General features: G+C 38.5%; 20 protein-coding genes. 13 read left to right on the top strand and 7 right to left on the bottom strand.

Annotated features, from left to right (window positions below):
* The first annotated feature begins 92 nt into the window (after positions 1-92).
* The 3 genes from aceA (at position 93) to PluTT01m_RS22520 (ending at position 4,197) form a co-directional block, all read left to right on the top strand.
* Positions 93-1,400, top strand: coding sequence for an isocitrate lyase (aceA, locus tag PluTT01m_RS22530; protein WP_011148485.1), 1,308 nt, complete (start codon positions 93-95; stop codon positions 1,398-1,400).
* Positions 1,401-1,451: 51 nt separating this feature from the next.
* Entirely contained in the window at positions 1,452-3,209 is a 1,758-nt protein-coding gene (gene aceK, locus PluTT01m_RS22525) for a bifunctional isocitrate dehydrogenase kinase/phosphatase (RefSeq protein WP_011148484.1), read from the top strand.
* Between the two features lie 421 nt (positions 3,210-3,630).
* The gene (locus PluTT01m_RS22520) at positions 3,631-4,197 is read left to right on the top strand and encodes a hypothetical protein (RefSeq protein WP_011148483.1); all 567 of its coding nucleotides are present in this window, start codon (positions 3,631-3,633) and stop codon (positions 4,195-4,197) included.
* 291 nt (positions 4,198-4,488) lie between these two features.
* Here the strand turns inward: PluTT01m_RS22520 and iclR are convergent, their stop codons facing one another.
* Entirely contained in the window at positions 4,489-5,319 is an 831-nt protein-coding gene (iclR, locus tag PluTT01m_RS22515; RefSeq protein ID WP_011148482.1) for a glyoxylate bypass operon transcriptional repressor IclR, read from the bottom strand.
* 764 nt (positions 5,320-6,083) lie between these two features.
* On the opposite strand from iclR, the gene PluTT01m_RS22510 reads away from it, so the two are divergent.
* The 7 genes from PluTT01m_RS22510 to PluTT01m_RS22480 all read left to right on the top strand — a co-directional run bounded on the left by PluTT01m_RS22510 (position 6,084) and on the right by PluTT01m_RS22480 (position 15,317).
* Positions 6,084-7,583, top strand: a complete 1,500-nt coding sequence (locus PluTT01m_RS22510; RefSeq protein ID WP_011148481.1) for a M28 family metallopeptidase — start codon at positions 6,084-6,086, stop codon at positions 7,581-7,583.
* Between the two features lie 801 nt (positions 7,584-8,384).
* Positions 8,385-9,221: an alpha/beta fold hydrolase gene (locus tag PluTT01m_RS22505; protein ID WP_011148480.1), complete on the top strand. Its 837-nt coding sequence runs from the start codon at positions 8,385-8,387 to the stop codon at positions 9,219-9,221.
* Positions 9,214-9,597: a membrane protein gene (locus PluTT01m_RS22500; protein WP_011148479.1), complete on the top strand. Its 384-nt coding sequence runs from the start codon at positions 9,214-9,216 to the stop codon at positions 9,595-9,597. Before PluTT01m_RS22505 ends, PluTT01m_RS22500 begins: the two co-directional genes overlap by 8 nt.
* 47 nt (positions 9,598-9,644) lie before the next feature.
* The gene (locus PluTT01m_RS22495; RefSeq protein ID WP_011148478.1) at positions 9,645-10,541 is read left to right on the top strand and encodes a hypothetical protein; all 897 of its coding nucleotides are present in this window, start codon (positions 9,645-9,647) and stop codon (positions 10,539-10,541) included.
* A gap of 48 nt (positions 10,542-10,589) precedes the next feature.
* Entirely contained in the window at positions 10,590-11,636 is a 1,047-nt protein-coding gene (locus PluTT01m_RS22490) for an acyl-CoA/acyl-ACP dehydrogenase (RefSeq protein ID WP_011148477.1), read from the top strand.
* Positions 11,637-11,728: 92 nt separating this feature from the next.
* On the top strand, positions 11,729-14,296 hold the full coding sequence (locus PluTT01m_RS22485) for an aminotransferase class III-fold pyridoxal phosphate-dependent enzyme (RefSeq protein ID WP_011148476.1): 2,568 nt from the start codon (positions 11,729-11,731) through the stop codon (positions 14,294-14,296).
* Positions 14,280-15,317, top strand: coding sequence for a bifunctional lysylphosphatidylglycerol flippase/synthetase MprF (locus tag PluTT01m_RS22480; protein ID WP_011148475.1), 1,038 nt, complete (start codon positions 14,280-14,282; stop codon positions 15,315-15,317). The genes PluTT01m_RS22485 and PluTT01m_RS22480 overlap by 17 nt, the downstream gene beginning before the upstream one ends.
* Before the next feature lie 207 nt (positions 15,318-15,524).
* On the opposite strand, the gene PluTT01m_RS22475 is transcribed toward PluTT01m_RS22480, so the two are convergent.
* The 6 genes from PluTT01m_RS22475 to lysC all read right to left on the bottom strand — a co-directional run bounded on the left by PluTT01m_RS22475 (position 15,525) and on the right by lysC (position 22,033).
* Positions 15,525-16,988 (bottom strand): AMP-binding protein, encoded by a 1,464-nt coding sequence (locus tag PluTT01m_RS22475; RefSeq protein WP_011148474.1) that lies wholly within the window; start codon positions 16,986-16,988, stop codon positions 15,525-15,527.
* Positions 16,985-18,109 (bottom strand): membrane-bound O-acyltransferase family protein, encoded by a 1,125-nt coding sequence (locus PluTT01m_RS22470; RefSeq protein WP_011148473.1) that lies wholly within the window; start codon positions 18,107-18,109, stop codon positions 16,985-16,987. Before PluTT01m_RS22470 ends, PluTT01m_RS22475 begins: the two co-directional genes overlap by 4 nt.
* Before the next feature lie 143 nt (positions 18,110-18,252).
* The gene (locus PluTT01m_RS22465) at positions 18,253-19,455 is read right to left on the bottom strand and encodes a D-alanyl-lipoteichoic acid biosynthesis protein DltD (protein WP_011148472.1); all 1,203 of its coding nucleotides are present in this window, start codon (positions 19,453-19,455) and stop codon (positions 18,253-18,255) included.
* Positions 19,452-19,676 (bottom strand): phosphopantetheine-binding protein, encoded by a 225-nt coding sequence (locus PluTT01m_RS22460; RefSeq protein ID WP_011148471.1) that lies wholly within the window; start codon positions 19,674-19,676, stop codon positions 19,452-19,454. The genes PluTT01m_RS22465 and PluTT01m_RS22460 overlap by 4 nt, the downstream gene beginning before the upstream one ends.
* A 70-nt stretch (positions 19,677-19,746) precedes the next feature.
* A complete protein-coding gene (locus PluTT01m_RS26400; RefSeq protein ID WP_125026258.1) occupies positions 19,747-20,028 on the bottom strand; it encodes a hypothetical protein in 282 nt (93 codons plus the stop codon).
* Positions 20,029-20,653: 625 nt separating this feature from the next.
* Positions 20,654-22,033 (bottom strand): lysine-sensitive aspartokinase 3, encoded by a 1,380-nt coding sequence (lysC, locus tag PluTT01m_RS22450; protein ID WP_011148470.1) that lies wholly within the window; start codon positions 22,031-22,033, stop codon positions 20,654-20,656.
* Between the two features lie 298 nt (positions 22,034-22,331).
* Between lysC and pgi the strand changes: the two genes are divergently transcribed.
* The 3 genes from pgi (at position 22,332) to ubiA (ending at position 25,687) form a co-directional block, all read left to right on the top strand.
* The gene (gene pgi / locus PluTT01m_RS22445) at positions 22,332-23,978 is read left to right on the top strand and encodes a glucose-6-phosphate isomerase (protein ID WP_011148469.1); all 1,647 of its coding nucleotides are present in this window, start codon (positions 22,332-22,334) and stop codon (positions 23,976-23,978) included.
* A 313-nt stretch (positions 23,979-24,291) separates the two neighbouring features.
* Positions 24,292-24,798, top strand: a complete 507-nt coding sequence (gene ubiC / locus PluTT01m_RS22440; RefSeq protein WP_011148468.1) for a chorismate lyase — start codon at positions 24,292-24,294, stop codon at positions 24,796-24,798.
* 34 nt (positions 24,799-24,832) lie between these two features.
* Positions 24,833-25,687, top strand: a complete 855-nt coding sequence (gene ubiA / locus PluTT01m_RS22435) for a 4-hydroxybenzoate octaprenyltransferase (protein ID WP_041380401.1) — start codon at positions 24,833-24,835, stop codon at positions 25,685-25,687.
* Positions 25,688-25,727 lie beyond the last annotated feature (40 nt).

Here is a 25,727-nt window from a genome sequence, read left to right as displayed (position 1 = left end):
CATCCCATTAGGGCTACTGAGAGAAGTTTGAGCAACGAATAATAACAAAACACCATATCCGATTAATTTAACAAAGATAGGAAGTAGAAGTTATGACAATCTCCAGAACTCAACAAATCGCTCAACTGGAACAAGAATGGAAAAGTGACCGTTGGAATGGGATTATTCGCCCGTACAGTGCGGAAGATGTGGTTAAATTGCGTGGTTCGGTTAATCCAGAACATACATTGGCACAGCTTGGTGCTAAAAAACTGTGGGAACTACTGCATGGCATGGCAAAGAAAGGCTATGTCAACTCATTAGGTGCATTGACGGGTGGGCAGGCATTACAGCAGGCAAAAGCGGGTATTGAGGCGGTTTATCTTTCTGGTTGGCAGGTTGCGGCTGATGCTAACACTGCATCCAGTATGTATCCTGATCAGTCCCTGTATCCGGTGGATTCCGTCCCGGCGGTGGTAAAACGTATTAATAACAGTTTCCGTCGTGCAGATCAGATTCAGTGGGCAAATGGTATTGGTACTGATCATCAGGAATATATCGATTATTTTCTGCCAATTGTGGCGGATGCGGAAGCCGGATTTGGTGGTGTTCTGAATGCTTTTGAATTGATGAAAGCTATGATTGAAGCGGGTGCTGCGGCTGTTCACTTTGAAGATCAACTGGCTGCGGTGAAAAAATGTGGTCATATGGGCGGTAAAGTTCTGGTTCCGACACAAGAGGCGATTCAAAAATTGGTCGCTGCGCGTTTGGCGGCGGATGTTTCTGGCGTACCGACGCTGTTGATTGCTCGTACAGATGCTGATGCAGCCGATCTGTTAACCTCTGACAGTGACGCATATGACAGTGAGTTTATTACCGGAGAACGGACTTTTGAGGGGTTCTTCCGTACCAGAGCGGGTATCGATCAAGCAATTAGTCGTGGTTTGGCTTATGCGCCGTATGCTGACTTGATATGGTGTGAAACATCAACACCTGATATTGAAATGGCCCGTCGTTTTGCTGAGGCGATTCATGCTAAATATCCCGGTAAATTGTTAGCTTACAACTGTTCTCCATCGTTCAATTGGAAAAAAAATCTGGATGATAAGACTATTGCGCGTTTCCAGGATGAACTGTCAGCAATGGGTTATAAATTCCAATTTATTACTCTGGCGGGTATCCACAGTATGTGGTTCAACATGTTCGACTTGGCACATGCTTACGCGCAGGGTGAAGGCATGAAACATTATGTGGAGAAGGTCCAGGAAAGAGAGTTTGAATCCATTAACCGTGGTTATACCTTCTCTTCTCATCAGCAGGAAGTTGGCACAGGTTATTTCGATAAAGTCACAACGATTATTCAAGGGGGAACATCGTCAGTAACCGCATTGACAGGTTCCACAGAAGAGCAGCAGTTCTGATTGTTTCTATTCAGCCTGCTTATTGCAGGCTGAATATATTGAGGAGTTGCGATGGGGATAGATTCAGCACATTTGATAGCACAAACCATTTTACAAGGATTCGATGCACAATATGGTCGCTTTCTGGAAGTGACTTCGGGTGCACAACAACGTTTTGAACAGGCCGACTGGCACGCTGTTCAGCAAGCGATGAAAAAGCGTATTAATCTTTATGATCATCATGTTGGGCTGGTGGTTGAGCAGCTTAAATGTATACATAGTGCTTTCGGATATGATGAAGAGTACATTGCCAAGGTAAAGGTTGTTTATACCGGTTTATTACCGGATTATCCCCGGTTTGAAATTGCCGAGAGTTTTTTTAATTCTGTTTATTGCCGTCTGTTTGAGCATCGTAATTTGACACCGGATAAATTATTTATTTTTACCTCGCAGCCTGCGCGCAGATTTCGGGATATTCCTCGGCCGTTATCGCGTGACTTTTTCCCTAATGATAATCTTGCGTTAATGTTACGGACAATTCTTAATGATCTGCCGCTGCGTTTACCTTGGGAAAATCTGGAAAGAGATATTTATTATATTACTGACTATCTACAACAGACATTTCCAGTCGGAGAATTATTACAGGCAACTTTTCAGATAGCTAATGAACTGTTTTATCGCAACAAAGCCGCTTGGTTAGTCGGTAAGATTCGCATTGGCGGTCAGGTTTATCCTTTCTTATTGCCGATCCATCATAACGAATCTGGTGGGATTTTTATCGATACCTGCCTGACTGATTATGCTGATGCTAGCATTGTATTTGGCTTCGCCCGTTCCTATTTTATGGTTTATGCGCCTTTGCCCGCGGCTTTAGTTGAATGGCTGAGAGAAATTCTGCCCGCCAAATCAACGTCTGAACTTTATATGGCAATCGGCTGCCAGAAGCATGGTAAGACAGAATATTACCGGGAATATCTGGCGTTTATTACCTTCTCTAAAGAGCAACTGATAATTGCTCCCGGTGTTAAAGGGATGGTGATGTTGGTATTTACTTCCCCTTCATTTGATCGCGTCTTCAAGGTAATTAAAGATCAATTTGCGCCGCAGAAAGAGGTGACTCAGGAGCGGGTACAGGAATGTTACCGTCTGGTCAAGGAGCATGATCGTGTAGGGAGGATGGCCGACACACAGGAGTTTGAAAATTTTGTTATTGATAAAGCCCGCATCAGTCCTGAACTAATGGAAGAGTTGCAGAAAGAAGTGCCAGAAAAGCTGGAGGATTTGGGTGATAAAATCCTGATTAAACATCTCTATATGGAACGGCGCATGACCCCGCTGAATATCTATATGGAACAGGTGGAAGAACGGAAGTTGAAAGATGTCATTGAAGAGTACGGTAATGCGATTAAACAACTTGCTGCGGCGAATATTTTTCCTGGAGATATGTTGTTTAAAAACTTTGGTGTGACACGGCATGGACGTGTAGTGTTCTACGACTACGATGAAATCTGTTATATGACAGAGGTTAATTTTCGAGACATACCGCCGCCGCGTTACCCAGAAGATGAGCTTGCCGGCGAACCGTGGTACAGCGTGGCACCAAATGATGTTTTTCCTGAAGAATTCCGACATTTTCTTTGCACTGACAGTCGTATTCGTCGCTATTTTGAAGAGATGCATAGTGATTTATTTAAAGCAGACTACTGGCGGGCGTTACAGGAGCGGATTAGAAGTGGTCATGTGGAAGATGTGTTTGCATATCGCCGCAAACAGCGGTTTAGTCAACGTACTGAGATAGAAACTTATTCTATTGCTAAAGTTTCAGCCTGATTTTATTAGGAATTGGCGATTACTGTCAGCAATCGCCATTTTCACCAATAGCTAATATTATTATCCTCATTAAATTATTTCTCTAAATTAAATACAAATTAATTTCTATTTGTTTTTATTGTGTGAGGTATGAATATTCCTAATAAAAATAAATTTTGGATTCCATATAATATATATTTATTATTAGGAAGGCATAATTGGAATGTGAGTTAAAAACATATATTTAATGGTTTCTTTAAGAAATAAAAATAGATCCACTTATTTGTGGAGGTTCTATAATTTTATAGAGTTTGGTAGTCAAGGATTTTTAGCCATGACTAGTGGTTGTAAAAATAATTGATATTTTTGACTCGTAATTAACTACATGAAAATTCTCATATAACACATATATAACTGCGTAAAAGTATTTAAGGAAACAATAATGGCTAGTGTAATTTTATACGGCGATAACATTTATATTAGAAATAACTACCTTGGAAATGGCGGCTATCTGGATACTAATGGTTATGCAACCGCACAAGGCGCAAAATATAACGTATACACGGCTAATTCGCCGACCCGAGCTCCGGGTACAGGTACGGGTACGTGGCAAATTTTGTCTGCGAGCGGAAAAGCCATAGGGACACAGATTTACAGTGGTGATATAGTCTTTCTTTTCAATCTTTACCAGAATAATGGCGGATATCTCGGCACAAATGGTTATGCGCCATCACCTGAACTCTATAATGTTTATACGGCGGATAAAGCAGCACGTCCGGTTGAGACCCTGACATGGTACATTTTTTCAGATACAACCAGTGGATATGATGGTAAAGTTCGTGAAAGTGATGTTATCCGTTTTCTGAATGGTTATGATAGCGTACGTGGAGGATTTCTCGATACTTGTTTCAATGCTACTGTTCCTAACGAATTATATAATGTATATACTTCACGTCTTTCTAATCGAGGCAATGGCACAGGCACTTGGAATTTATCAAAAGTGATTTAATCAGGATGATATTCATCGATTAGTGTTCCATTAACTCATCCTTCTATAAATCCTTCTATATATGTAGAGTCTGGAAATATAATTATTTTCGGACTCTTTATCTCATTTTTCATTGATATTATTTCTAAACGGGTTAAATAATTTCGTTATTATTCTATTCTATTCTATTCTATTCTATTGCCGATAATATTTTTAGCGGGATGATAAATTAAGTTAAATTTATTAGTCTGAAAAGGCAGGGCACGAAAAAATCAATGCCCTGAGAAGAATATGATAATTTATGAAAGAGAATTAACGAATCCCGCCATATTCTTTACTGATCTCTTTTGCTGCCCGGATCACTAAAGCACCAAGTTCGGTGATACGATCATCAGTGATGCGTGAGACTGGGCCGGAAATGGAAATAGCGGCAAAGGCTTGGTGATGCTCATCATAAATACAGGCAGCAATACAGCGCAGACCTAAAGCATGTTCTTCATCATCGAACGAATACCCTTGTTTACGTGCTTGCTCCAGATTTTCTTTTAAATTCGAAGGGGTTGTCTTGGTATGTTGTGTGTAAGAATGAAGCCCTTTCTTATGCAGTAATTGAACCAGTTGGTTATCTGATAATGTTGAAAGGAATGCTTTACCAGCCCCGGAAGCATGCATAGGCAATTTACCCCCGATAGGGGCGGACATTCTCATCAATGCATTACACTGTACCTGATCGACAATAACCGCTTCATATTCACTGTGATCAAGAATAGCTAAATTCACGGTTTCACCGGAATCTTCCATCAAACGGCGGAGGATCGGGTGAATGAGTGCCAATAAATTTCGGCTCTGTAAGAAACTGCTGCCGACAATAAAAGTATGTGAACCGATAACCCATAACCCTAAATCGCCAATCTGACGGATAAAACCGTGCTGTTGCAAAGTAGTCAAAAGGCGGTGAGTGGTGGAATTTGGTAATCCGGCTTGTTGGGCTAAATCAGTCAGGGCGATACCACCGGGTGACTCGGAAATATATTCCAAAAGTGTCAGGCCGCGACTTAATGACTGTACTTGCCCATTAGCAACAGCATTATTCGCCGTAATCTTGGTTTTTTTTGTTTTTTTACTGGTAACGGCAGTGCTCATCGAAATACCCTCTGAATAATAAGATGGAATTCATTTTCATTTCTCATTATGGACGATAAACCTGAAAAACACTCATCCGATGTGTGGAAAATGCTACCTATCATTAAGATTTAAAGAAATCTCAAGGTTAGGTCTCGAATCATCATGATAGTTAACTCACTATAAATGCACAAGATTATTAAGATGGAAATGGTTTCCTGTCTATGGATATAAAGAGGCAACATTTTTGATTCAGCACGATATAAGCCAATATACCCGTCATCTTTCAAGTTGCTTCTTTGTTGGCTGCACTCTCTCACCCCGGTCACATCGTTATCTATGCTCCCGGGGATTCGCTCCCTTGCTGCTGCGATGCATCTTGAAATCCATAGGGTATAAACTTGCTAGTACTTTTTGTGTGTAAATTGGACTCGTCTTATTAAAGTCATCTTCGTAGAATATGAATACTTTTAGGAATTGACTCATTGTATTAATAGTATTTTAGTGGAAATAATTTATAAATAACATCTCTAAATGATATGTATTAAATAATACCTTGAGGAATTTATAGGAAATAGAGTTTTTATCTAATTATTTTTTGATTATATAATTACAAAAGAGCGTCTGTTATTGTTACAAATAATGTTTTATATTGTTTTAAATTAGTCTAAATTATTTTGATTAATTTTTTATATTTTCATTTTAATTATAAAAATATGAAAAAATATTATTAATTATATCAAGGATAATATTTTGTTACTATTTTATCGGAATGGGAGAGTTTAATGAAACGCATTTTTTTGATTATCTGTTTTTTAGCATCTGTAATTGTCGCGATTATTCAGGGTATCGGTTTGGTACTTCCTGATAAAGTCCCAGTTGAATATTTCAAAGAAAGTGGATTCAAGAATGTGATGAGAACGCTTGGTGTTATTGCCGCGGAACCCCATCCTGCGGCTTCAACACAGCAAGCGTTAGTTCGGGCTTACCTGATTAACGAAATGAATGATATGGGATATAGCGTCACTGAACAGACATTTTATTACACGGCGGCTGATTTGGCCGCTCGGCAGAAGAGAATATATTCAAACTTCAATAGTCAACAACGCCGAGCTTTTGATAAAGAGTTTGCCAGGATAAATACAGGCAACTTTGCAAAACAAGTGGAGGAACAATCGGAATTAACTGGAACGAATCTTATCGCAAAATTGGAGGTTCCTGCGCCAGAAGGAACTTTATTATTCGTTTCACATTATGACAGTGTTAGAACTGCGCCAGGAGCCAGTGATAATGGTATAGCCGTCGCCTCGGTACTCCAATTAATGCGGGATCTTGCTGAAAGAACGGATATAAAAAATAACGTTATATTCTTATTCTCTGATGCTGAAGAGTTGGGATTACTCGGCGCGCATCACTTTGTTAAGAATATTAATGAGATCGCGACTCAACCAATAGATGTTGTTTTTAATTTTGATGCTCGGGGAAATAATGGCGTGCCACTCTTATTTGAGACATCAGCAAAAAATCTTGCTCTTGTTTCAGAATGGAATCAGAATGCTTATAAGCCGGTAGCTTTTTCATTTAGTCCCATCGTGTATCAAATGTTGCGGAATAACACAGATTTTAGTGTCTTTCTGGATAGAGGGTTTACCGGGATGAATTTTGCTACGATCTTGGGTTACGAGCATTACCACCGTATGAGTGATACTGTTGAGAATCTTAACCTTGGAACTTTGTGGCGATATCAGCGAACGATTCGGGATTTGGGAGCGCATTTCGCGGTAAAAGATGAGATTAACTTGTTTAAAGAAAGTGTAGATGCAGTTTACTTTCCTGTTCCCTATATTGGGCTTATTATCATATCTATATTTTCCGCTTTCGTTATAGGTATTTTAACATTTTTACTCTCTATCTCATTAGCGATAAGAAATATATGGTTTTCATCTTCACTCCGAACTGTATCAAATATCCAGAGCATTTTAAGGATACTTGCTGGATTATTTAGCCTTGTCGCAGCATTAGTTGTACCCACAGCATCTTATCTTATTACATTACCTGTTTTGTTGTTTTTATTAACGGATTTGATGTTGCGGGAGTTCAATAAATTTAGCGTTGCGTTGATTTTATTAATTATCTGTACTTACATTACATCTATTCTCTATGTTCCAATTATATACCTTGTTTCTATCGGATTACATGCTCCTGTAGTGGGGGGTGTACTCGCTATTCTGCCAATGCTTATTTTAGGATTTGGTATAGCCGGTTTTTGGAAACGAGTGATTTAATTCTATACCCGTTATCTTTCAAGTTGCCTTTTTGTTGGCTGCACTCGTTCACCCCGGTCACATAGTTATCTATGCTCCCGGGGATTCTCTCCCTTGCCGTCGTGATGCATCTTGAAATCCATAAGGTATATAAAATTAGTCGTTATAATTAAAACTAATATAAAACTAGTCATAAAGTAAGATAACAGAATGGCTGGTTCATTTCATAAACTAAATAGTAGTAATGATATAATTCATGAAGATTAATAATTTTGCCATGTAAAGTATATAAGGAAGTAATATAAACGGATTTGTGAAAATAATGTTAGGAAATAATTTTTTGAATATATTTTCAAATTGACTCATGAATAAATTTCATTTTTTTTATGTGTCATTTAAACTAAGATTATCTCTTGTTACTATTAACTGTTTGTTGTTTTATATGGTTATAATTTTCTATCAATATTTTTTCATATAAATTAAATACATTTAAAATTGATATTTTATTATTGATTTATAACTTATCCATTAATATTTTAATGATATAATTTACATTTGAAATTAAATTTTTCTAATGTGTAAAATAATTTTTCCAGCAAATAATTTATAAAATAATATATATTCCTTGCTTTATCTATAGCCTGTTACTAAGAAAGTATAAGGGGCTTTTATATTGGTTAATAACAAATTAGAAAATCACTAATAACCCGGCGATATGGACAAGTATTTGACACCTATCGCACTGAAAATAAAATTTTTTTGGCGGATTTATCGCCAATGCCAGTCACTGGAGCGTGATGTAGTTGTTGGGAGCATATAGATATGAAAAATAATATTAACGGTAATCATTTTAAAGTGGCTGGCAATTTCCTCTGTAATTATAAAGTTTATCAGGGAGATAGTAATGGCAGAGTTGTTATATTGTTACCTGCTATTGGTGTGGAAATCAGGAAATATGACGCTTTAATACAACAACTGGTGAAAGAGGGTTTTCAGGTTGTCACTGCTGATATGCCAGGTTATGGCGACAATCAACCTAAACCAAGTCGAAAAAATGACTATAACTATTCCGATCTGTTGCAGGATTATCTTCCGGCCTTGCTAGATAAGGCTGTTAAATTAAATAGCAATAAAATTCCTATTGTCTTTGGGCACAGTCTTGGGGGGCATATTGCGACGCTCTTTGCCAGCTCAACTGACAGGCCATTTTCTCTGTTTTGTGTGGCAACCGGGAACGTATGGTATAAGAATTGGCAGGGAATGGGGAGGGTACAGATAATAACAGCAGCTATTATTTTTAACATTCTGACTGCGTTATATGGTTATCTCCCTGGGAAAAAGATTGGTTTTGGCATAAGAGAAGCTAAGGGATTAATGCGGGACTGGTCCAGAACTGCTTATACGGGAAATTATTATCATGTTCGTGCTTATAAGGGGAAGGAGAATAAGCATTTATCCAAGGCTGTTTATATCTGTGTTAAAGAAGATAATTGGGCTCCGTTGAAGTCTACTCAAGTATTAGCAAGTCTTATACCTAATGCAGAAGTTAGGGAAATAACATTATCTTTCAAAGGTAATCCTCATAGCGCCTGGATTAAACAGCCAGGAGATATTATTGAAATCATGAAAAAAGAAATGATGGAGAATAGCGATGATTAATACATTTAAAATTCTGCGTTGGGAATTTTTGGGATTGTTTTTTATCACTTTATTTCTGACTTGGCAGCTTGAGAGTTATATAAATTGGTGGCAGTTTATTGTGTTATTTTTTCTGATTGATATTATTGGTTATTACCCAGGGCGGATCTGGAGTTTACTGAATAAAAAAGAAACTCCTCCTCCAGCTTTTTACACCATTTATAATATTTGCCACAATTTATTTACACTCAGTGTGATTAGTTTGCTCTGGATCTGGTTCTTTAAGGACAATTACAGCGTTATTGCACTATTTGTCCATATCTGCCTGGATCGAGGTGTACTGGGAAATTTTCCTAAGTTATCTATTAATATATTTAAACAGCCTACTGTTCATTGAAAAAAATTATTATAGAGAGATAGCTTATTTGAAGAGGAATTTATATTATGAATTTAATTAAACAGGCATCGGAAGTAGAAATGCGGGCAAAAGATTGGGGCTTGGATGAATGGTTCACTGAACAGATAAGTGTTGAACAAAGCAAAAGAACCCATTATGCCAATGATCCTAAATTAACCTATTTGCCGGGTGATTTACGGGAGTCTCTGATCAGGGAACTTTCTTTTAAATCGATTTCGGAATATGAGGCAACGAAAGCATTATTGTTACTTGCAGATAAGGCTCCTGACAATATCAACTTTGATTATATGCTGACTCAGATATTTGATGAAGGTAGACATGCTAAATTATTCAGAGAACATCTGGTCAGAATAGGCTTTGCGGATATCGACAATGTGGCCGGAAAAATGGAAAGCCTCTTACGAGGAAAAATGACCAATATGTTGGAAACATTGAGAACTTATTTCGATAAGTGGGTGGTGTTGAAAAATGACTACATTGCAGGCGTGTTAATCATTACGGTTGTTCTGGAAGGCGTGCTTGCGCCAACGTCAGAGCTCAGCGAAATCAAGTGGCGCCCTTTTGATATTGTTGCCGCCGAGACACAAGCCAGAGCCAATGCTGATGAATTAAGACATCTGACAGTGTGTGCAAATATCGTCAAGATGGCGCTCGAAAATGAGAGTTCTCTAAAGCAATCGGCTCTTGAGTGTATAGAAGAAGGGCTGGCGTTATGGAACCAAGTATCTGTTGATGATTTGTTTGTGGAGCGTGAAATGTTCTATCAACGGGGTATGCAGAACTATTTGCGCTTTATTGAAGGTTATGAATTAGCTCCTGGGATGTTGTTGTCCGATTCTACGGTGGAATCTCGCCTTGAGCTCTCTCATTCCTTGGTTGAACAGATGCAGCAGTCACGCCTTAAGTACATGGGTTTAGTGTAGATATGGCCTTATTCAGCAGGTTGTTTGAATAGGCTAAGGAGAATTAAAATGACAAATATTGTTGAAGAACTCAGGAAGAATAGCGGGAAATACCAACATTTGACACCAGATAGATTGAAAAGATTGTTATTGGGTTCTGAGGCTGCTTCACAATGCCTACGTTTGATGGCTCAATCCAATATGGATGGGCTTCATCAAGTCGGTAATACTATCCGTGAAGCCTCTGCATGGCTTCCCGCTATTGGTATTGCTCTAACAATGCATAATCATATTGTACTGGCTTGCAGTAAATTTCCCGATATATTCGAAGACAGCAACGTATTATTGAATGAAGTTATGACATCAAAAGCGTTGGTTGCTTCCGCTTTTGCGGAGGGACTACCTGGAACGAATATTTTTATACCATCGCTTAAAATGCATTCTAAAGAGGGAAAGTTGTTTGTTAATGGTTCGAAGAAACCTTGTTCCTTATCTTCGGTTGCTGACTATTATGTGTTATCGGTCTGCGATACTGATAATAATAATGATATGAGGATAGTATTGGTTTCTAAATCAGATCAGAACTTTAAAGTTATTCCTTTCTGGCGACTGGGGATTATGGCTGAAAGTGATAATCAAGAAGTTAAATTTTCGGATACCGAAATTTCATTAACACGACTTTCTCATTATAAAGGGCTGGAGCAGCAAATAATTCTTTCCTATGGTTTATCGCTATTTAATTACTTTGCTGCTAATACATACTCAGGTATTCTTGATGGGCTGACTCGTTTTATTCCTGAGAAAGTAGTAGAACAGCAAACAATTAAATATACTCTGACCCAAGCTGATTATAAGATTAATGTTATTCTCGGTCAGATGTTGATTATTGCCTTTTATGCTAGCCAGGATGAAAACGCCGTCCATAAGATTCTCGCGTTACGTTATACTTTGGAAAAGATCCTTGAGGAAACTGCCAGTTTCATATTCCGATGTTGTGGTGGAATTAAGGTAATGACAACACCAGAAATTATGAATTTCTATTTGGCAGTACAGTTATTTAAATTTCATCCGATAGGAGAATTCCAAATGATTAACCAGATCATGCAGCAAGCTTGATTACTTTTAGAATCACCTATTTATAACTCAAGGATTTTCCCATGCTGTTTACAGCATGATTTTATGCACCTAAAAAAAAGAGAGAGAGAACTATGTTTGTTAATCAATATCGTGAGAGTTTATTAAACTCTGTGGGCCTTGAACTGGATATCAAGTCTGCTCAAGATAACCAGCTTACATTATCGGATGGCCGGGTTGTTAAGGATTTTTTGGCTCAATATGGTGCCCTGCCATTTGGGCATAATCCTGATTTCGCTATCGCTGAAATTGACAGATTCACTAAAGATAAAGAGCCTATCTTCTTTCAGCCCAATATTCACAAAAAGGTACGGCTATTGGCTGAAATGCTTGCGGAGCAAATAGATAAGGAAAAATATACCCACTGTACTTTTACTAACAGTGGTGCTGAAACCGTAGAAGCTGCGATTAAATTTACCCGCCTGTTTACTGGTAGAAAGCGTATTTTGAGTTTGCATCGCAGTTTTCACGGAAAAACCTATTCGGCATTATCCGCTACGGGATCAAACCGGTTTAAAGCTGATTTCATTTACGATGATAAATTATATGAGCAGGTTGATAGTGAAGATTTAGATGAAATAAAAAGAAAGCTGGAGAGCCGGGAATTTGCCGCATTTATCATTGAACCGGTGCAAGGAGAAGGTGGAATGAAAGTGATTCCACCAGATACCTTGTCCAATATTTTGGCACTGTGTAAAGACAATGGCACATTGTCAGTCTTTGACGAAGTTCAGACGGGTATCGGTAGGCTTGGGGCATTTTGTGCGGCCACGCTCTACGCTTTGAAACCGGATGTTATCCTGTTTTCTAAAGCGCTGGGGGCAGGTATCTCGCCGATTGGTGCGATGTTATATTCAGATGAGTTTTATTTATCCGAGTTCGACAGGAAACATAGCTCCACTTTTGCCAATAACGTTCTAGCCGCAACGATGGGGATTGCTGTTATCGAGCATCTGACTAAAGAGGAGGGTAAGGCGTTAACCCACGTTCAAGAAGTCAGCCGTTATGTTGATGAATGTCTTGAACAATTGTCTGCTAAATATCCGCAGCATTTTTACTGGCAAGGGGCTGGGTTGATGCGTGGCCTTGAAATACAGGACAGCAAAGCGGCTTCCAACATATTTATCAATTTCAGTCAAAGAAGCGGTGGCCTGGCTTATATCATTTGTAGTTTCTTATTGAAACATTATGGTCTTTTCACCATGCCGTTAATGTCTCGTCCTTGTTCTGTACGTTTTGAGCCACCGCTTAACGTTTCCAAAGAGGATATTAAGACGTTTTTCACCGCTTTTGATGAGGTATGCCAACTAGTTGAAAATGGACGATATGACATTCTTTTTTCACACTTGATAGATGTACCTGTTGCGGATCTCCCACCCGCTTCGGTGAGTTATCCAATTTCAAAAAATAACAACTTGGCTCAGATTAAAGCGCCTATCCCTGGATTAATTGAGGGTAAGAAATTCGCTTTCTTGATTCATACCACTTCGGTTAATGAGCTCGCTCACTCTTATTGCGTGTCAATAAAGGAGAATTACACGCAGGAGCAGCAGAAACAGCTCGGTAATTGGATCACGCAGGTTTCTTCAATTGATTTTAATCCTGATATCGCCGTTGAGTTTGGTGTCGAAAGTTCAACGGCATATGCTAATGGTATGCTCCTTTTCTCACCCATTAGTCCCGAAGATATGATGGCATTGTCAGCGAAAGAACGGGCGGTATTGATGAAGGAATATCTCGATGTGGCAGAGAAAAATGGCGCTGAAATCGTTGGCTTAGGGGCTTATACCTCGGTTATTACTAATGGTGGTACTAGCTTGGTGAATAATCGGCAGGGTCGGATATTGACTAATGGCAACTCTCTGACAGCGGTGGCGGTGATTGAGGGAATACGCTCAATGTTGGTTGAGAATGCATCCCGGCAAACATTGGCGGTAGTGGGTGCCAGAGGCTCCGTAGGCAGACTTTCAGTTATTGGCTTAGCTCATAACTTTGGCCGGATTATCTTGGTTAGCCGCCCTAATAAAGCACGCATATTACTCTCTGAACTGACCAAGGCGCTGCTTTCCGCAGTGTTAAGGACTCATGATGTTATCCAGCCAGATTCGGTCATGGATAAGATGAGAAAATGGCTTTTTAAACAAAATCCGGGTGTGACAGATGCACAAACATTACATCAGCAAGTTCTTGACGTTGTTGATACCTTTGGTTTGGAAGCGATAGAGAGTTATGAATATTCTTTGAGTCAGGCTGATTTTATTGTTTCGGCAACCAGTGAAGGTAAGCCTTTCTTGAATACAAATTATTTGAAAGATTCCGCCATCGTTTTTGATGCGGCCAGACCTTTCGATTTCATTCGTGATGGCAACCATCAAATTTACGAGGGGGGATTAGTCTATCAGCCTGAGAAAGTGACCTATAGCGATTGCAACGTGATCGATGTACCTGCGGGGGTAAATCTCGCCTGTTTATCAGAAACTGTCGCTGTGGCGCTTGAAGGGGTGAGTGTTCATCAAAGCATCGGTAAATCTATTGATTATAACGATGCATTGGCGATTCGGGATATTGCCAGGAAGCATGGGTTCATCCCTGTCCAGTATTCCCGAAATAATCAAGGTGAGCGTTATGAGCATGTTGCTTGATGCTCCCCAGATTATTGCCACCGGGAACGCTCAAGATGTTCTTGGCAACAGTCACCTCAGAAACGTGCTTTGCTATTCAAAGCACCCGTTGAGTAGCCTGTTGTTCAATAGTGAAACATATTGGTTTACTAATCAAAAGGGGGCGATTGGTTTCTTTCAGGACAAAAATCTGCATATGTGTGTAGGCGGTATTTTGGCTCCTGACGAAGAACGTGCTGCACTTTTGCACTCTTTTCTCAACTTCACCAGAGAAAAGCGGGCTTTCCCGGTTTTTCTGCACGGTGATGAGAGCGATTTTGTATTGTTGAAAAATAGCGGCTTTTCTGTGAACCAGCTTGGTGCAAGTTATTCATTGAGCCTTGATGGATATGACATGAAAGGCAAACGGTTTCAGCAGCTTAGAAATAAAATCAATAAATCTAAAAGAGCGGGGATTTCTGTTCGAGAGATCTGCTCACAAGAGGAATATTATCGATTTAAACCACAACTAGAACAGATTAATCAGCTTTGGCTGAAAGAAAAACATGCGAAGGCCCTGAAAAAATTGGTGATTGATTTCAATACCGTGGAAGTGAATTCAGGCCAGCACAGAGTCTATATTGCAACTCAGGGAGAACAAATTCAGGCATATATTGTTTATAGCTACACTTGGGGGGAAACATCGGGATGGTTTCATAATCTATCTCGAAAAAAACCGGATATACCCGACGGCACGATGCAGTTTATTAATGAAACGGCGATTAATGACTTCCTGAAAGAGGGTGTAGTTTCCTACCTTCATTTGGGCTTCACGCCTTTGGTGGAGTTCGGCGAGGAGGGATACATTAATGACTCGGCAATCTTTTATAAAGTTGCCAAATGGTTGTCATCAAAAGGCGGCATTGTTTATCCTGCTGCTTCGCAACGTCAATATAAAATGAGCTGGCGGCCGTCGTTGATTGAACCGGAATATATTGCTTTCCCCAGAGGAAAGGCCATGAAGGCATTATGGTCAACATTGCGAACGACTAATAGTATCTAAGTTATAAAAAGTCTTCTCTTAATGTTAGATAGCAGGTGATCAGTCGGGGCTAAAAATACTGGGCTGATCACCTATCATGGTTAATAATTTACTGTGTATTGATATGTTTTCTATGGTAAATCTATTTTCACTGAGCGTCTATATTTAAAATTATTTTTTCCTTCATAGATTGTTGTTATTTTCTTTTTATTTTCGGCTTTGTATTAGTTATTTTACTACTTCACATTCATTATTGTTATATATTGACAATAGAGATTTTGTATCAATTTTACTATTATTTGTGACTGGGAAGTTATCAATGTTGATAAATTCACTAGGTATCATATAGGAAGGTAAATTATTTTTAAGCAGGTTAACTAAGTTCTCCTTATTAGTAATAGTTTTGAATTTACAGAAAGCAACCAAGCGAACAATAGAACCATCTTCTTTTTTTAATGGCAAAACAACAGCGCTATCAACAATAGGAATATTCATCAGCCTTTCTTCAATTTCATGTAGCTCAATGCGATAGCCATTTAGTTTTATTTGGTTATCTTTCCTGCCAAAGCAATACCAGATATTGTCAATTAATTTGCCGATATCTCCAGTTCGGAAACTTCTCGTTCCGTGTTGATTAATTGTCAATCTATTATTATCTTCCGTTTTAGCGCCAATGTATTTTCTCATAACATGAGCGCCAGAAATAACAATTTCACCATTTTCTAATGTCAGAGTAGAGCCCGATCTTGACTCGCCAATTGGCAATAATTCCATATCAGAATGAAGGTGTTGATCGCTAATTTCAATTAACGTTGTTGCTACAGTAGCTTCTGTGGGACCATAAGTATTATAGATAATTGCAGATGGAAATCTTTTCCTTAAATGTTTAACGAGATTTTTACTTAGAATTTCACCACAAAATAGAAAATGTTTTAGATTTTTTAACAAGGAATAATTAAAACTCTGCGAGAGTAATTGCTTATAGGAAAAAGAGGGTGTTGAAACCCATACCGTTGGTTGGTAATGATTTAAAACTTGATAAAATTTTTCAGAATCAGTTGCTGTTTCTTGAGAAATACAAAGACATGTGCCACCGTATACCAATGTACCAAATGTTTCATACATGGATAAATCAAAATTAAATAGCGCTTGATTCATGAAAACAGGTTTTTCACCAAGCTTGAAATCATTGTACATCCATCGCATAAGATCATAAACACTTTCACGTCCAATGACGACGCCTTTAGGTTTTCCTGTGCTACCGGATGTAAACATGATATAGGCAACATTATCTTCATCAAACTCAATATAATCAACATTTGTTGTTTTAAATTGATTGTTAATCACATCGTAGTAATAAGGCGTGTTGGATAGTGATGCAATTTCTAACAAACGTTGTATTGGATAAATTATATCGACTGGAATAAATGGGATTTTATAAGTTATACATGCATAAATTGAAACTAAAAAATTAGCCTCTTTGTGTCCGTATAAGATCAACGGCGTGTTGCGGTTTAAATTTAATTCTAAATATTTAGAATGCCACTTTTTAATTTCATAATATAAATCACGCCAATAAATGACTTTATCTGAGCCGACTATGACGGGATTCTCTGGATGAGAAGGCGCTATGATTCTATCGTTAATCAATAAATCAAAGTTTGATTCACTATACTCGTTGAGATATTTCATTTTATAAAACTGTATCCACTAAATATATATAAAGAAAAACAAATGAAAGTTAACGTTGTCAGTCTGCCAAAGAAGGAGATGATTTTTGTATTTAGGATATTAGCGATATTTTCTTTATCTCTAGTATAATTAATTAAACAGTTATGCATTACTGAGTAAGAACCAAATAAAGCACCACTTATAATGTAATTAAGCTCCAGTCCATTCCAAATACCCATGCAAAATAATGTGATAAAAATACTGATATTCTGGGCAAAAAGTCTATGATTTTTGAAAAATGCTTTCTCCATTAGTGTCTTATATAATGGCATAAAGATGACGTCTCTTAACCATTCAGATAAACTAATATGAAATCTACGCCAAAAATCCTGTGGGTTTTTGGCTAAAATGGGATAATGAAAATTAATCGGTAAGTTTATGCCGAATAACTTGCCCGCGCCACAAGCCATATTGGTATAACCGGCAAAATCAAAATATAAGTAAAAACTATAACTTATAGCAACTACTAAGTATGATTCAATCGTATCTTTATTAATATAGTCAGATAAAAATACGTTATAGATAAGGGCGGCGAATAAAAATTTCTGAACGATACCATATAATATTTGTCCAGCGCCGGAAAACCATTTTTCTAAAGAGACTGGCACTTGTAATTCAAGTAAATCACGTTTGAAGCTGTTCCATCGATACATAGGGCCAGCCAGCCAAACTAATGGTAAGAATAAATAGGAAAAATATTCATAAATTACTATTTTCTGTTGCTTGCTAGAGAATAAAATGACATCTATAGCTCTGAATGTAAAAAAGGATAAACCGATAACACTCAATAGATGACTAAATTCCAAATTTAATTTAACTAAAAATAAAGGTGAAATTATTAGCAGAGAAGATACTAATTTATTAATTATATTCTTTTTGAAAATTAGAGTTATTAAATAGAAATAAACAGATAATGCTATAGGGATATAAATTTTATATCTGAAAATAATACACCAGCAAATAATAGAAAGCACACTTAATGCAATTTTAGAATTTATTCTTTTATTAAAGAATAGAAAAAATAAAGAAAAAACAAATGAGGCTGAAAATAGATAAATGAAAAAGTTAAAATTTGCAAACATGTTTTTTATGCCTTTTTTATTCTAAAATTGCTGATATTCATATTTTACTTTAACTTCACTGCTACCATTGACGATAGAATCGGAGTGATAAAATAAGGTAAGCATTAGGAAAAGATATAATAAAAAAGCCTTTATAAAATATTTCATTTCGCAAAATGCTCCACAATAGCTTTATCAGTTAATAACCAACCATATTCCCCCATATGCATAATATCAGTTAATACTCCTGGCTGATATTGTTCTTCAATAAGATTTAAATATCCCATGCCATGCGATTTTATTTTCTCTGATATAATATTTTCAACTAGTTTAAAATCATTTGTATCTGTGTATACATAAGGATTTAATGGCTGCATAATAAACAGAGCGTCGACATTATATTTCGTCAATAAATTTAATATATTGTCAAAGGCGTTCATTTCTTTACTGTACTTGATTCCATTAGGAAATGCTTTTTTACTTTTTTTATCCTTTACATACTTTTCATAGTATTTTTTATTTACCCATTGTGTCTCCTTGCTCATGTTTTTAAGTTCAATGTTTTTAGCATCATTAGCTAGATCTAGCCATTGAACTTCGGTATTAGCAATTTGAAATTGTTTTTTCATTAAAGGACCTTCATGAAGGACATAAATATTGTCAGCTTTAATTTCATGATTGTCGGTTATTATATTTTTGATATTTACTCTTGCCTCTGCTATATAGTTTAAAATGTTGGTAACTGACGATGCTATTATATTGTCTTTATGAATCAACTTTAATTGGGTTGCGTTTAGATTTTCAAAGTTATCTTGGTTTTCATTGAGATAATTAGAAAATATATTTTTTGCACTTTCATCATTTGCGAGTTTATTTGCGATATAGGATGGAAAATGAGAATTGTATGCTTGTGGTAGTAGATCTGTTTTTTCAAACCATCCTGGTGATAGAATAATAACTATTCTACTATCCTTATTTAAATATTCTTGATAAGCTGATAAATAACCATAAATTGCTAATAATTCAAAATGTGCTTTACCAATACCTATTGTAGGAATATTTAAATTTTTTGTTAAAAAATCATATGGAATGAATTTATGCGTTCTGTTTGTTAATTCAGAAGATCCAAACAAAATGACATGATTATGTTTAAATCCATATTCAAGAGATTTTTCTTTTAAGAAATCAATAGCATTGTGTTGGTCTGTAATCGTAGGTATATAGTTGATCGATTTACTATCATCTTCAATATATTTGTATTCTACTAGTTTCTGATTAAAACTATTAACAAATACTATAATAAATGAAAAAGTAATTGCTGCGAATAATAATGCTGCAATATTAATAGATATCTTTTTTAACATCATTTCAAGTTGTTCAAATAATTGATAATTGACTTAGGGGTTTCGAGAATAGATTCAGCATCAGTTGCCGGTATATAGCAATCGAACTCCTCTTGTAATTCCAGGATCAGATCTACTGTAGTAATTGAATCTATTAGATTTTTCTTCAAAAGCTCATCACCTAATTCAACATTTTTTCTGGCAATTTTGTTGACTATTGATAATACTTGCTGTTCAAGTTCCATATATTGTCCTTTTATACCAAGATTGTATTTATACCCGTCATCTTTCAAGTTGCCTCTTTGTTGGCTGCACTCACTCACCCCGGTCACATAGTTCTCTATACCCGTTATCTTTCAAGTTGCTTCTTTGTTGGCTGCACTCACTCACCCCGGTCACATAGTTCTCTATGCTCCCGGGGATTCGCTCCCTTGCCGCCGCGATGCATCTTGAAATCCATAGGGTATATTGATATTCGTAATAGCTACCGCACAAGCTAAAGCACATTTGCTTGCTAATATATCCGTCATCTTTCAAGTTGCCTCTTTGTTGGCTGCACTCGCTCACCCCGGTCACATAGTTATCTATACCCGTCATCTTTCAAGTTGCTTCTTTGTTGGCTGCACTCACTCACTCCGGTCACATAGTTTTCTATGCTCCCGGGGATTCGCTCCCTTGCCGCCGCGATGCATCTTGAAATCCATAGGGTATATGCTCCCGGGGATTCGCTCCTTTGCCGTCGCGATGCATCTTGAAATCTATTGGGTATACATATGTTATTAGACAGTATGGAATATTAATGCTTTAGTTTTAATCTTCATGCATACTAATTGATAGCCCTTTTTTTATCAAGATCATATAATTGTTCTACGTATAATTTCCCTAATAAATGAGAAAATAATGTTTTTTTAAAATCTCCCTGTGATTTTCCATCCCTCAATATAATTAAATGTGTAAGTGAAAATGCTAACTAATGCACACAAAGATTTACAACATAAACTATTTAAAAAGAGATAGAAAAATTAAAATAAATTTTTCATGATTCTGCCGGTGAATCTGCATTTCCGTACTAAAGAAAATGAAGAAAGAGGGAGTATTACTATTATGAGGATCCATTATGAGGATCCATTTAGGCTGGCTGTAGCAGCTATTTTTTATTGTAGTATAAGATTCCGCTCAGTCTTTTGGCTGAGCGAAATATCAAATACCTGAAAAATTATACTTATTCAAACAAACGTTGATGAAGCGTTTGAACAATTTGTTCTGCATCTTTGCCTTGAACAAGCAAGCATAGGTTATGGTTACTGGCACCATGACTGATCATACGAAGATTGAATTTTTCCAGCACACTAAAAACCTTTTTTCCTAATCCGTTGGTTTGAGAAAGCTGATTACCAATAATTGCCACCAGCGCCAGATCTTCTTCCACTTCAACCCGACACAGCGTCGAAAGCTCTGTCATCAGTGCATTGGTCAGCAGGCTGCCATTTGTGCTAGTGGAGCCAGTGGTGTCGAGAGTTAATGCCACATTGACTTCAGAGGTGGTGATCAAATCCACTGAGATATTATGACGTGACAGAATGGTAAATATTTCAGCCAAAAATCCCTGTGCGTGCAGCATTTTCAGGCTGTGTAGTGTCAGTAACGTCTGTTTCTGGCGCAGGGCGATAGCGCGGAACTGTGGTGGAGCTTCTGTGGTATCACAGACCAGCGTACCGCCTGCCTGTGGGTTTTTACTGGAACCGACAAAGACCGGAATGCCACAGCGAATAGCAGGAAACAGTGTTGCCGGATGTAGGATTTTGGCACCAAATGTTGCCATCTCCGCGGCTTCATCAAAAGCAATCTTATCAATTCGTTGGGCGGCGGGAACGACTCGTGGGTCAGTGGTGTAAATGCCCGGAACATCTGTCCAGATATCAACGCGTTTCAGGCCAAGGGCTTCTCCCAAGAGTGCCGCAGTATAATCGCTGCCACCGCGTCCCAGTGTAGTGGTACGGCCGTTCTCTTCACGACCGATAAAACCTTGGGTGACAATCAGGCTATTTTTTAGCTGTGGTAAGAGATGTTCCGTTGCCAACGATTGAAGTTGTTCATAGTTTGGTTCTGCACGGCCAAAACTCTCGTCGGTATACATCACTTTGCGTATATCAAACCATTCGGCATCTTTACCGCGTTGGCGAAGCAATTCGGTAAACAATCGTGTGGACATCAATTCACCGTGGCTGACTAATTCATCTGTCAGAGCCGCAGAGGTTGCCAGAGATGCGGCTTTAGCCAGGGTTTTAATATTTTCCAGTAGACGATCAATCTCTTGACGAATCGTATCGGATTCATGCAAACGATCAATAATTGCGTATTGAATGGAGTGGATCTGTTTCAAGTAGTCAGCCCGCTTATCTGCATCACAGCCTGCCGCTAATGCAACTAATAAGTTGGTTATACCGGCAGAAGCAGACAATACAACCACACGTACTGCTTTATTTGCCAGTACGATATCTGCACTGTTATTCATGGCATCGAAATTTGCCACGCTGGTACCACCAAATTTTGCGACTACATGCCCGCCAATTTCTGGGCATTGGGATGAAACAGCACTCATTGCAATAACCTTCTGTTAACTGGATAGTCTTTTAGAAATATCGGGTTAATGGGTTTGAGTCAACGGAGTGAAGAGTGACATCAATATCTTTCATGACGCGATGAGAATCATAAAATAAATTGAGGATAGTAGAGAGAGGTGACTGTTTTTTGTATGACCCGGCAAATAGAACTAGAAAAACTTAATCGTTTTGACCAATATCAGCGATTAAAGGAAAAGAGACTCGAATCATAGAATTACAGGTTACAATCTTTCTTTACCCCCAATTACTTACAGCCAGTTGATAGAGAGCATAGCTATGAAAAATATCAATCCTAGTCAAACCTCAGCTTGGAAAGCGTTAGAACAACATTTTGCACAGATAAAGGATATTCACCTACGTGAATTGTTTGAACAGGACCCAGATCGTTTTGCTAAGTTCTCAGCGACATTCGATGACCAGATCTTGGTGGATTTTTCAAAAAATCGCATCACAACTGAGACATTAAAAAAGTTACAGGCACTTGCTAAAGAGACGGATGTTGCCGGGGCTATGCGCAGTCTATTTTCGGGTGAGAAAATTAATTGTACTGAAAATCGTGCTGTACTGCATATTGCGCTGCGTAATCGCAGCAACACCCCGATGATGGTTGATGGGGAAGATGTTATGCAGCAGGTCAACGCGGTGTTGGCAAAAATGAAAGATTTCAGTGAGCGCGTGATTCATGGTGAGTGGAAAGGTTATACCGGTAAGGGGATTACTGATGTTGTGAATATCGGTATTGGTGGTTCAGATCTTGGCCCTTATATGGTGACAGAAGCGCTGAAACCTTATAAGAATCACTTGAATATGCATTTTGTTTCTAATGTTGATGGAACCCATATTGCGGAGACTCTGAAAGCACTTAACCCGGAAACGACACTGTTTCTTATTGCTTCCAAGACGTTCACTACTCAGGAAACGATGACCAATGCTCACTCTGCCCGTGACTGGTTCCTAAAAAGTGCCGGTGATGAAGGGCATATTGCAAAGCATTTTGCGGCGCTTTCCACAAATGGACAGGAAGTTAAGCAATTTGGTATTGATACCAAAAATATGTTTGAGTTTTGGGATTGGGTTGGTGGCCGTTATTCGTTGTGGTCAGCGATTGGTTTGTCTATTGCACTCTCTATTGGGTTTGAAAATTTTGAACAATTGCTTAGTGGTGCACATGCAATGGATCAGCATGTTGCCAATACCCCATTTGAGCAAAATATTCCTGTATTGCTGGCGTTAATCGGTATTTGGTACAACAACTTTTTTGGCGCAGAAACGGAAGCGATTCTGCCATACGATCAGTACATGCATCGCTTTGCGGCCTATTTTCAGCAAGGCAATATGGAATCCAATGGTAAATATATCGATCGCAATGGTCATCCCGTGGATTACCAAACCGGCCCAATCATCTGGGGAGAGCCTGGAACGAATGGTCAGCATGCGTTCTATCAGCTTATTCATCAGGGAACTAAACTGATCCCCTGCGATTTTATTGCACCAGCCATCAGCCATAACCCATTGAGTGACCATCACAGTAAATTGTTATCCAACTTTTTTGCTCAGACAGAAGCATTAGCCTTTGGTAAATCTCGTGAGCAGGTGGATGCTGAATTTGCCACCAGTGGTAAAACGGTGGTTGAAGTTGAACATGTTGCACCTTTTAAAGTGTTTGAAGGAAATCGCCCGACTAATTCTATTCTGTTACGTGAAATTACCCCATTTAGCTTGGGGGCGTTGATTGCCATGTATGAACATAAAATATTTGTGCAAGGGGCGATTCTCAACATCTTTACTTTTGACCAGTGGGGAGTTGAATTGGGTAAGCAATTGGCTAACCGTATTTTGCCAGAACTTAAGGATGACAATAGGGTTGTCAGCCACGATAGCTCGACAAATGGGTTGATTAACCGTTTTAAAGCATGGCGTTAGTCACTTCTTCTGAATCAGAAACTTAATTGATATGAGCGAATTATGTTCATCATAATTCGCTTATTTTTGGTCAACAATATTTATATACCCTAAAGATTTCAAGATGCATCGCGACGGCAAGGGAGTGAATCCCCGGGAGCATAGATAACGATGTGACCGGGGTGAGCGAGTGCAGCCAACAAAGAAGCAACTTGAAAGATAACGGGTATAGAATTTGTTATAACTTTTTATTCTGTATACCTGCAACGTGGTATTCTCTGCGGTGATCAATTGTACTGTCGGATGAAAGAAATTTGTCCTAATGGAAAAGCGTATGTCAACTGACTCAATATTAACAACGGTGCCTATTCAGTGGCTTTCGGTGGATTCACCCGTTTTGCCTGATGAGGTTTTAGACTGGTTGATGGAATTGGGCTCAATGACCCGCCGTTTTGAGCAATACTGCAACAGTGTTCGTATCATACCATTCAGAGAATGTTTTATTACCGAAGAACAACTTTCTGATGAAAATGAGCGTTTGCTAACGGGTCAACGATATTGGCTGCGTGAGATCGTACTGTGCGGTGATAATATCCCTTGGCTATTGGGGCGGACGTTAATCCCTGAAACAACATTAACCGGTCCTGATGAAAGTTTGGTTGATTTAGGAACAGTCCCACTGGGGCGATATCTTTTTAGTGGTAATAAATTGACGCGGGACTATATTCATGTAGGGCAGCAGGGGAACCGTTGGGCAAGACGATCATTGCTGAGGTTATCAGGCAAGCCATTATTATTAACCGAAGTCTTTTTACCTGAATCACCGGTGTATAAAAGGTAAAATTTAAAAGAGGGAAGCAGAAGTGGCGGGAAGTATGGCGCAAAGTAAATGGCTGGCCTATTGCCGTTTAATGCGTATTAACAAACCTATAGGTGCATTATTGTTGTTGTGGCCGACTTTCTGGGCTTTGTGGATGGCCGGTAAAGGTATCCCGGATATGCATATATTATTGGTCTTTACTGCGGGTGTATTTCTGATGCGTGCAGCAGGGTGTGCAATCAATGATTTTGCTGACAGAAAATTTGATGGTTATGTTGAACGTACAAAAACACGTCCCCTGCCGAGTGGTGCTATTAGTGAGAAAGAGAGCAAGATCCTATTTGTCGTACTGGCGCTGATTTCTTTTGGTCTGGTTTTAACCCTGAATAAAATGGCTATCTGGCTGTCAGCCGTTGGGTTGGCTCTGGCTTGGCTTTACCCCTTTGTTAAACGGTTTAGCCATTTTCCTCAGTTTGTACTGGGGGCCGCTTACGGTTGGGCTATTCCGATGGGATTTGCGGCAGTTAGTGAGTCCTTACCACTAGAGTGTTGGTTGTTATTTCTGGTTAATATCTTTTGGTCGGTTATTTATGATACACAGTATGCGATGGTTGATCGAAATGATGATCTAAAAATTGGCGTGAAGTCTACCGCCATTCTGTTTGGTCGTTTCGACAAGTTGATTATTGGGTTATTGCAACTCGCTATGCTATTGCTGCTGGTGCTGGTGGGGTATCTGATAAATCTGGGCGGTATCTACTACTGGTCACTGTTGCTTACGGGCACTTTATTTATTTATCAGCAGAAACTGATCGCTGGTCGGGAAAGAGAGCTTTGTTTTCAGGCATTCCTCAATAATAACTACGTTGGTCTGGTGCTATTTCTTGGTATCTTCTTCAGCTATGTCTGAAATATCTGGTGATAACAACCATTATCACCAGAATTTAAGA

This window comes from Photorhabdus laumondii subsp. laumondii, from assembly GCF_003343245.1.
GTDB lineage: Bacteria > Pseudomonadota > Gammaproteobacteria > Enterobacterales > Enterobacteriaceae > Photorhabdus > Photorhabdus laumondii.
Note: the sequence above shows the minus strand (reverse complement) of the source record. Positions and strands in the feature narration are given on the sequence as shown.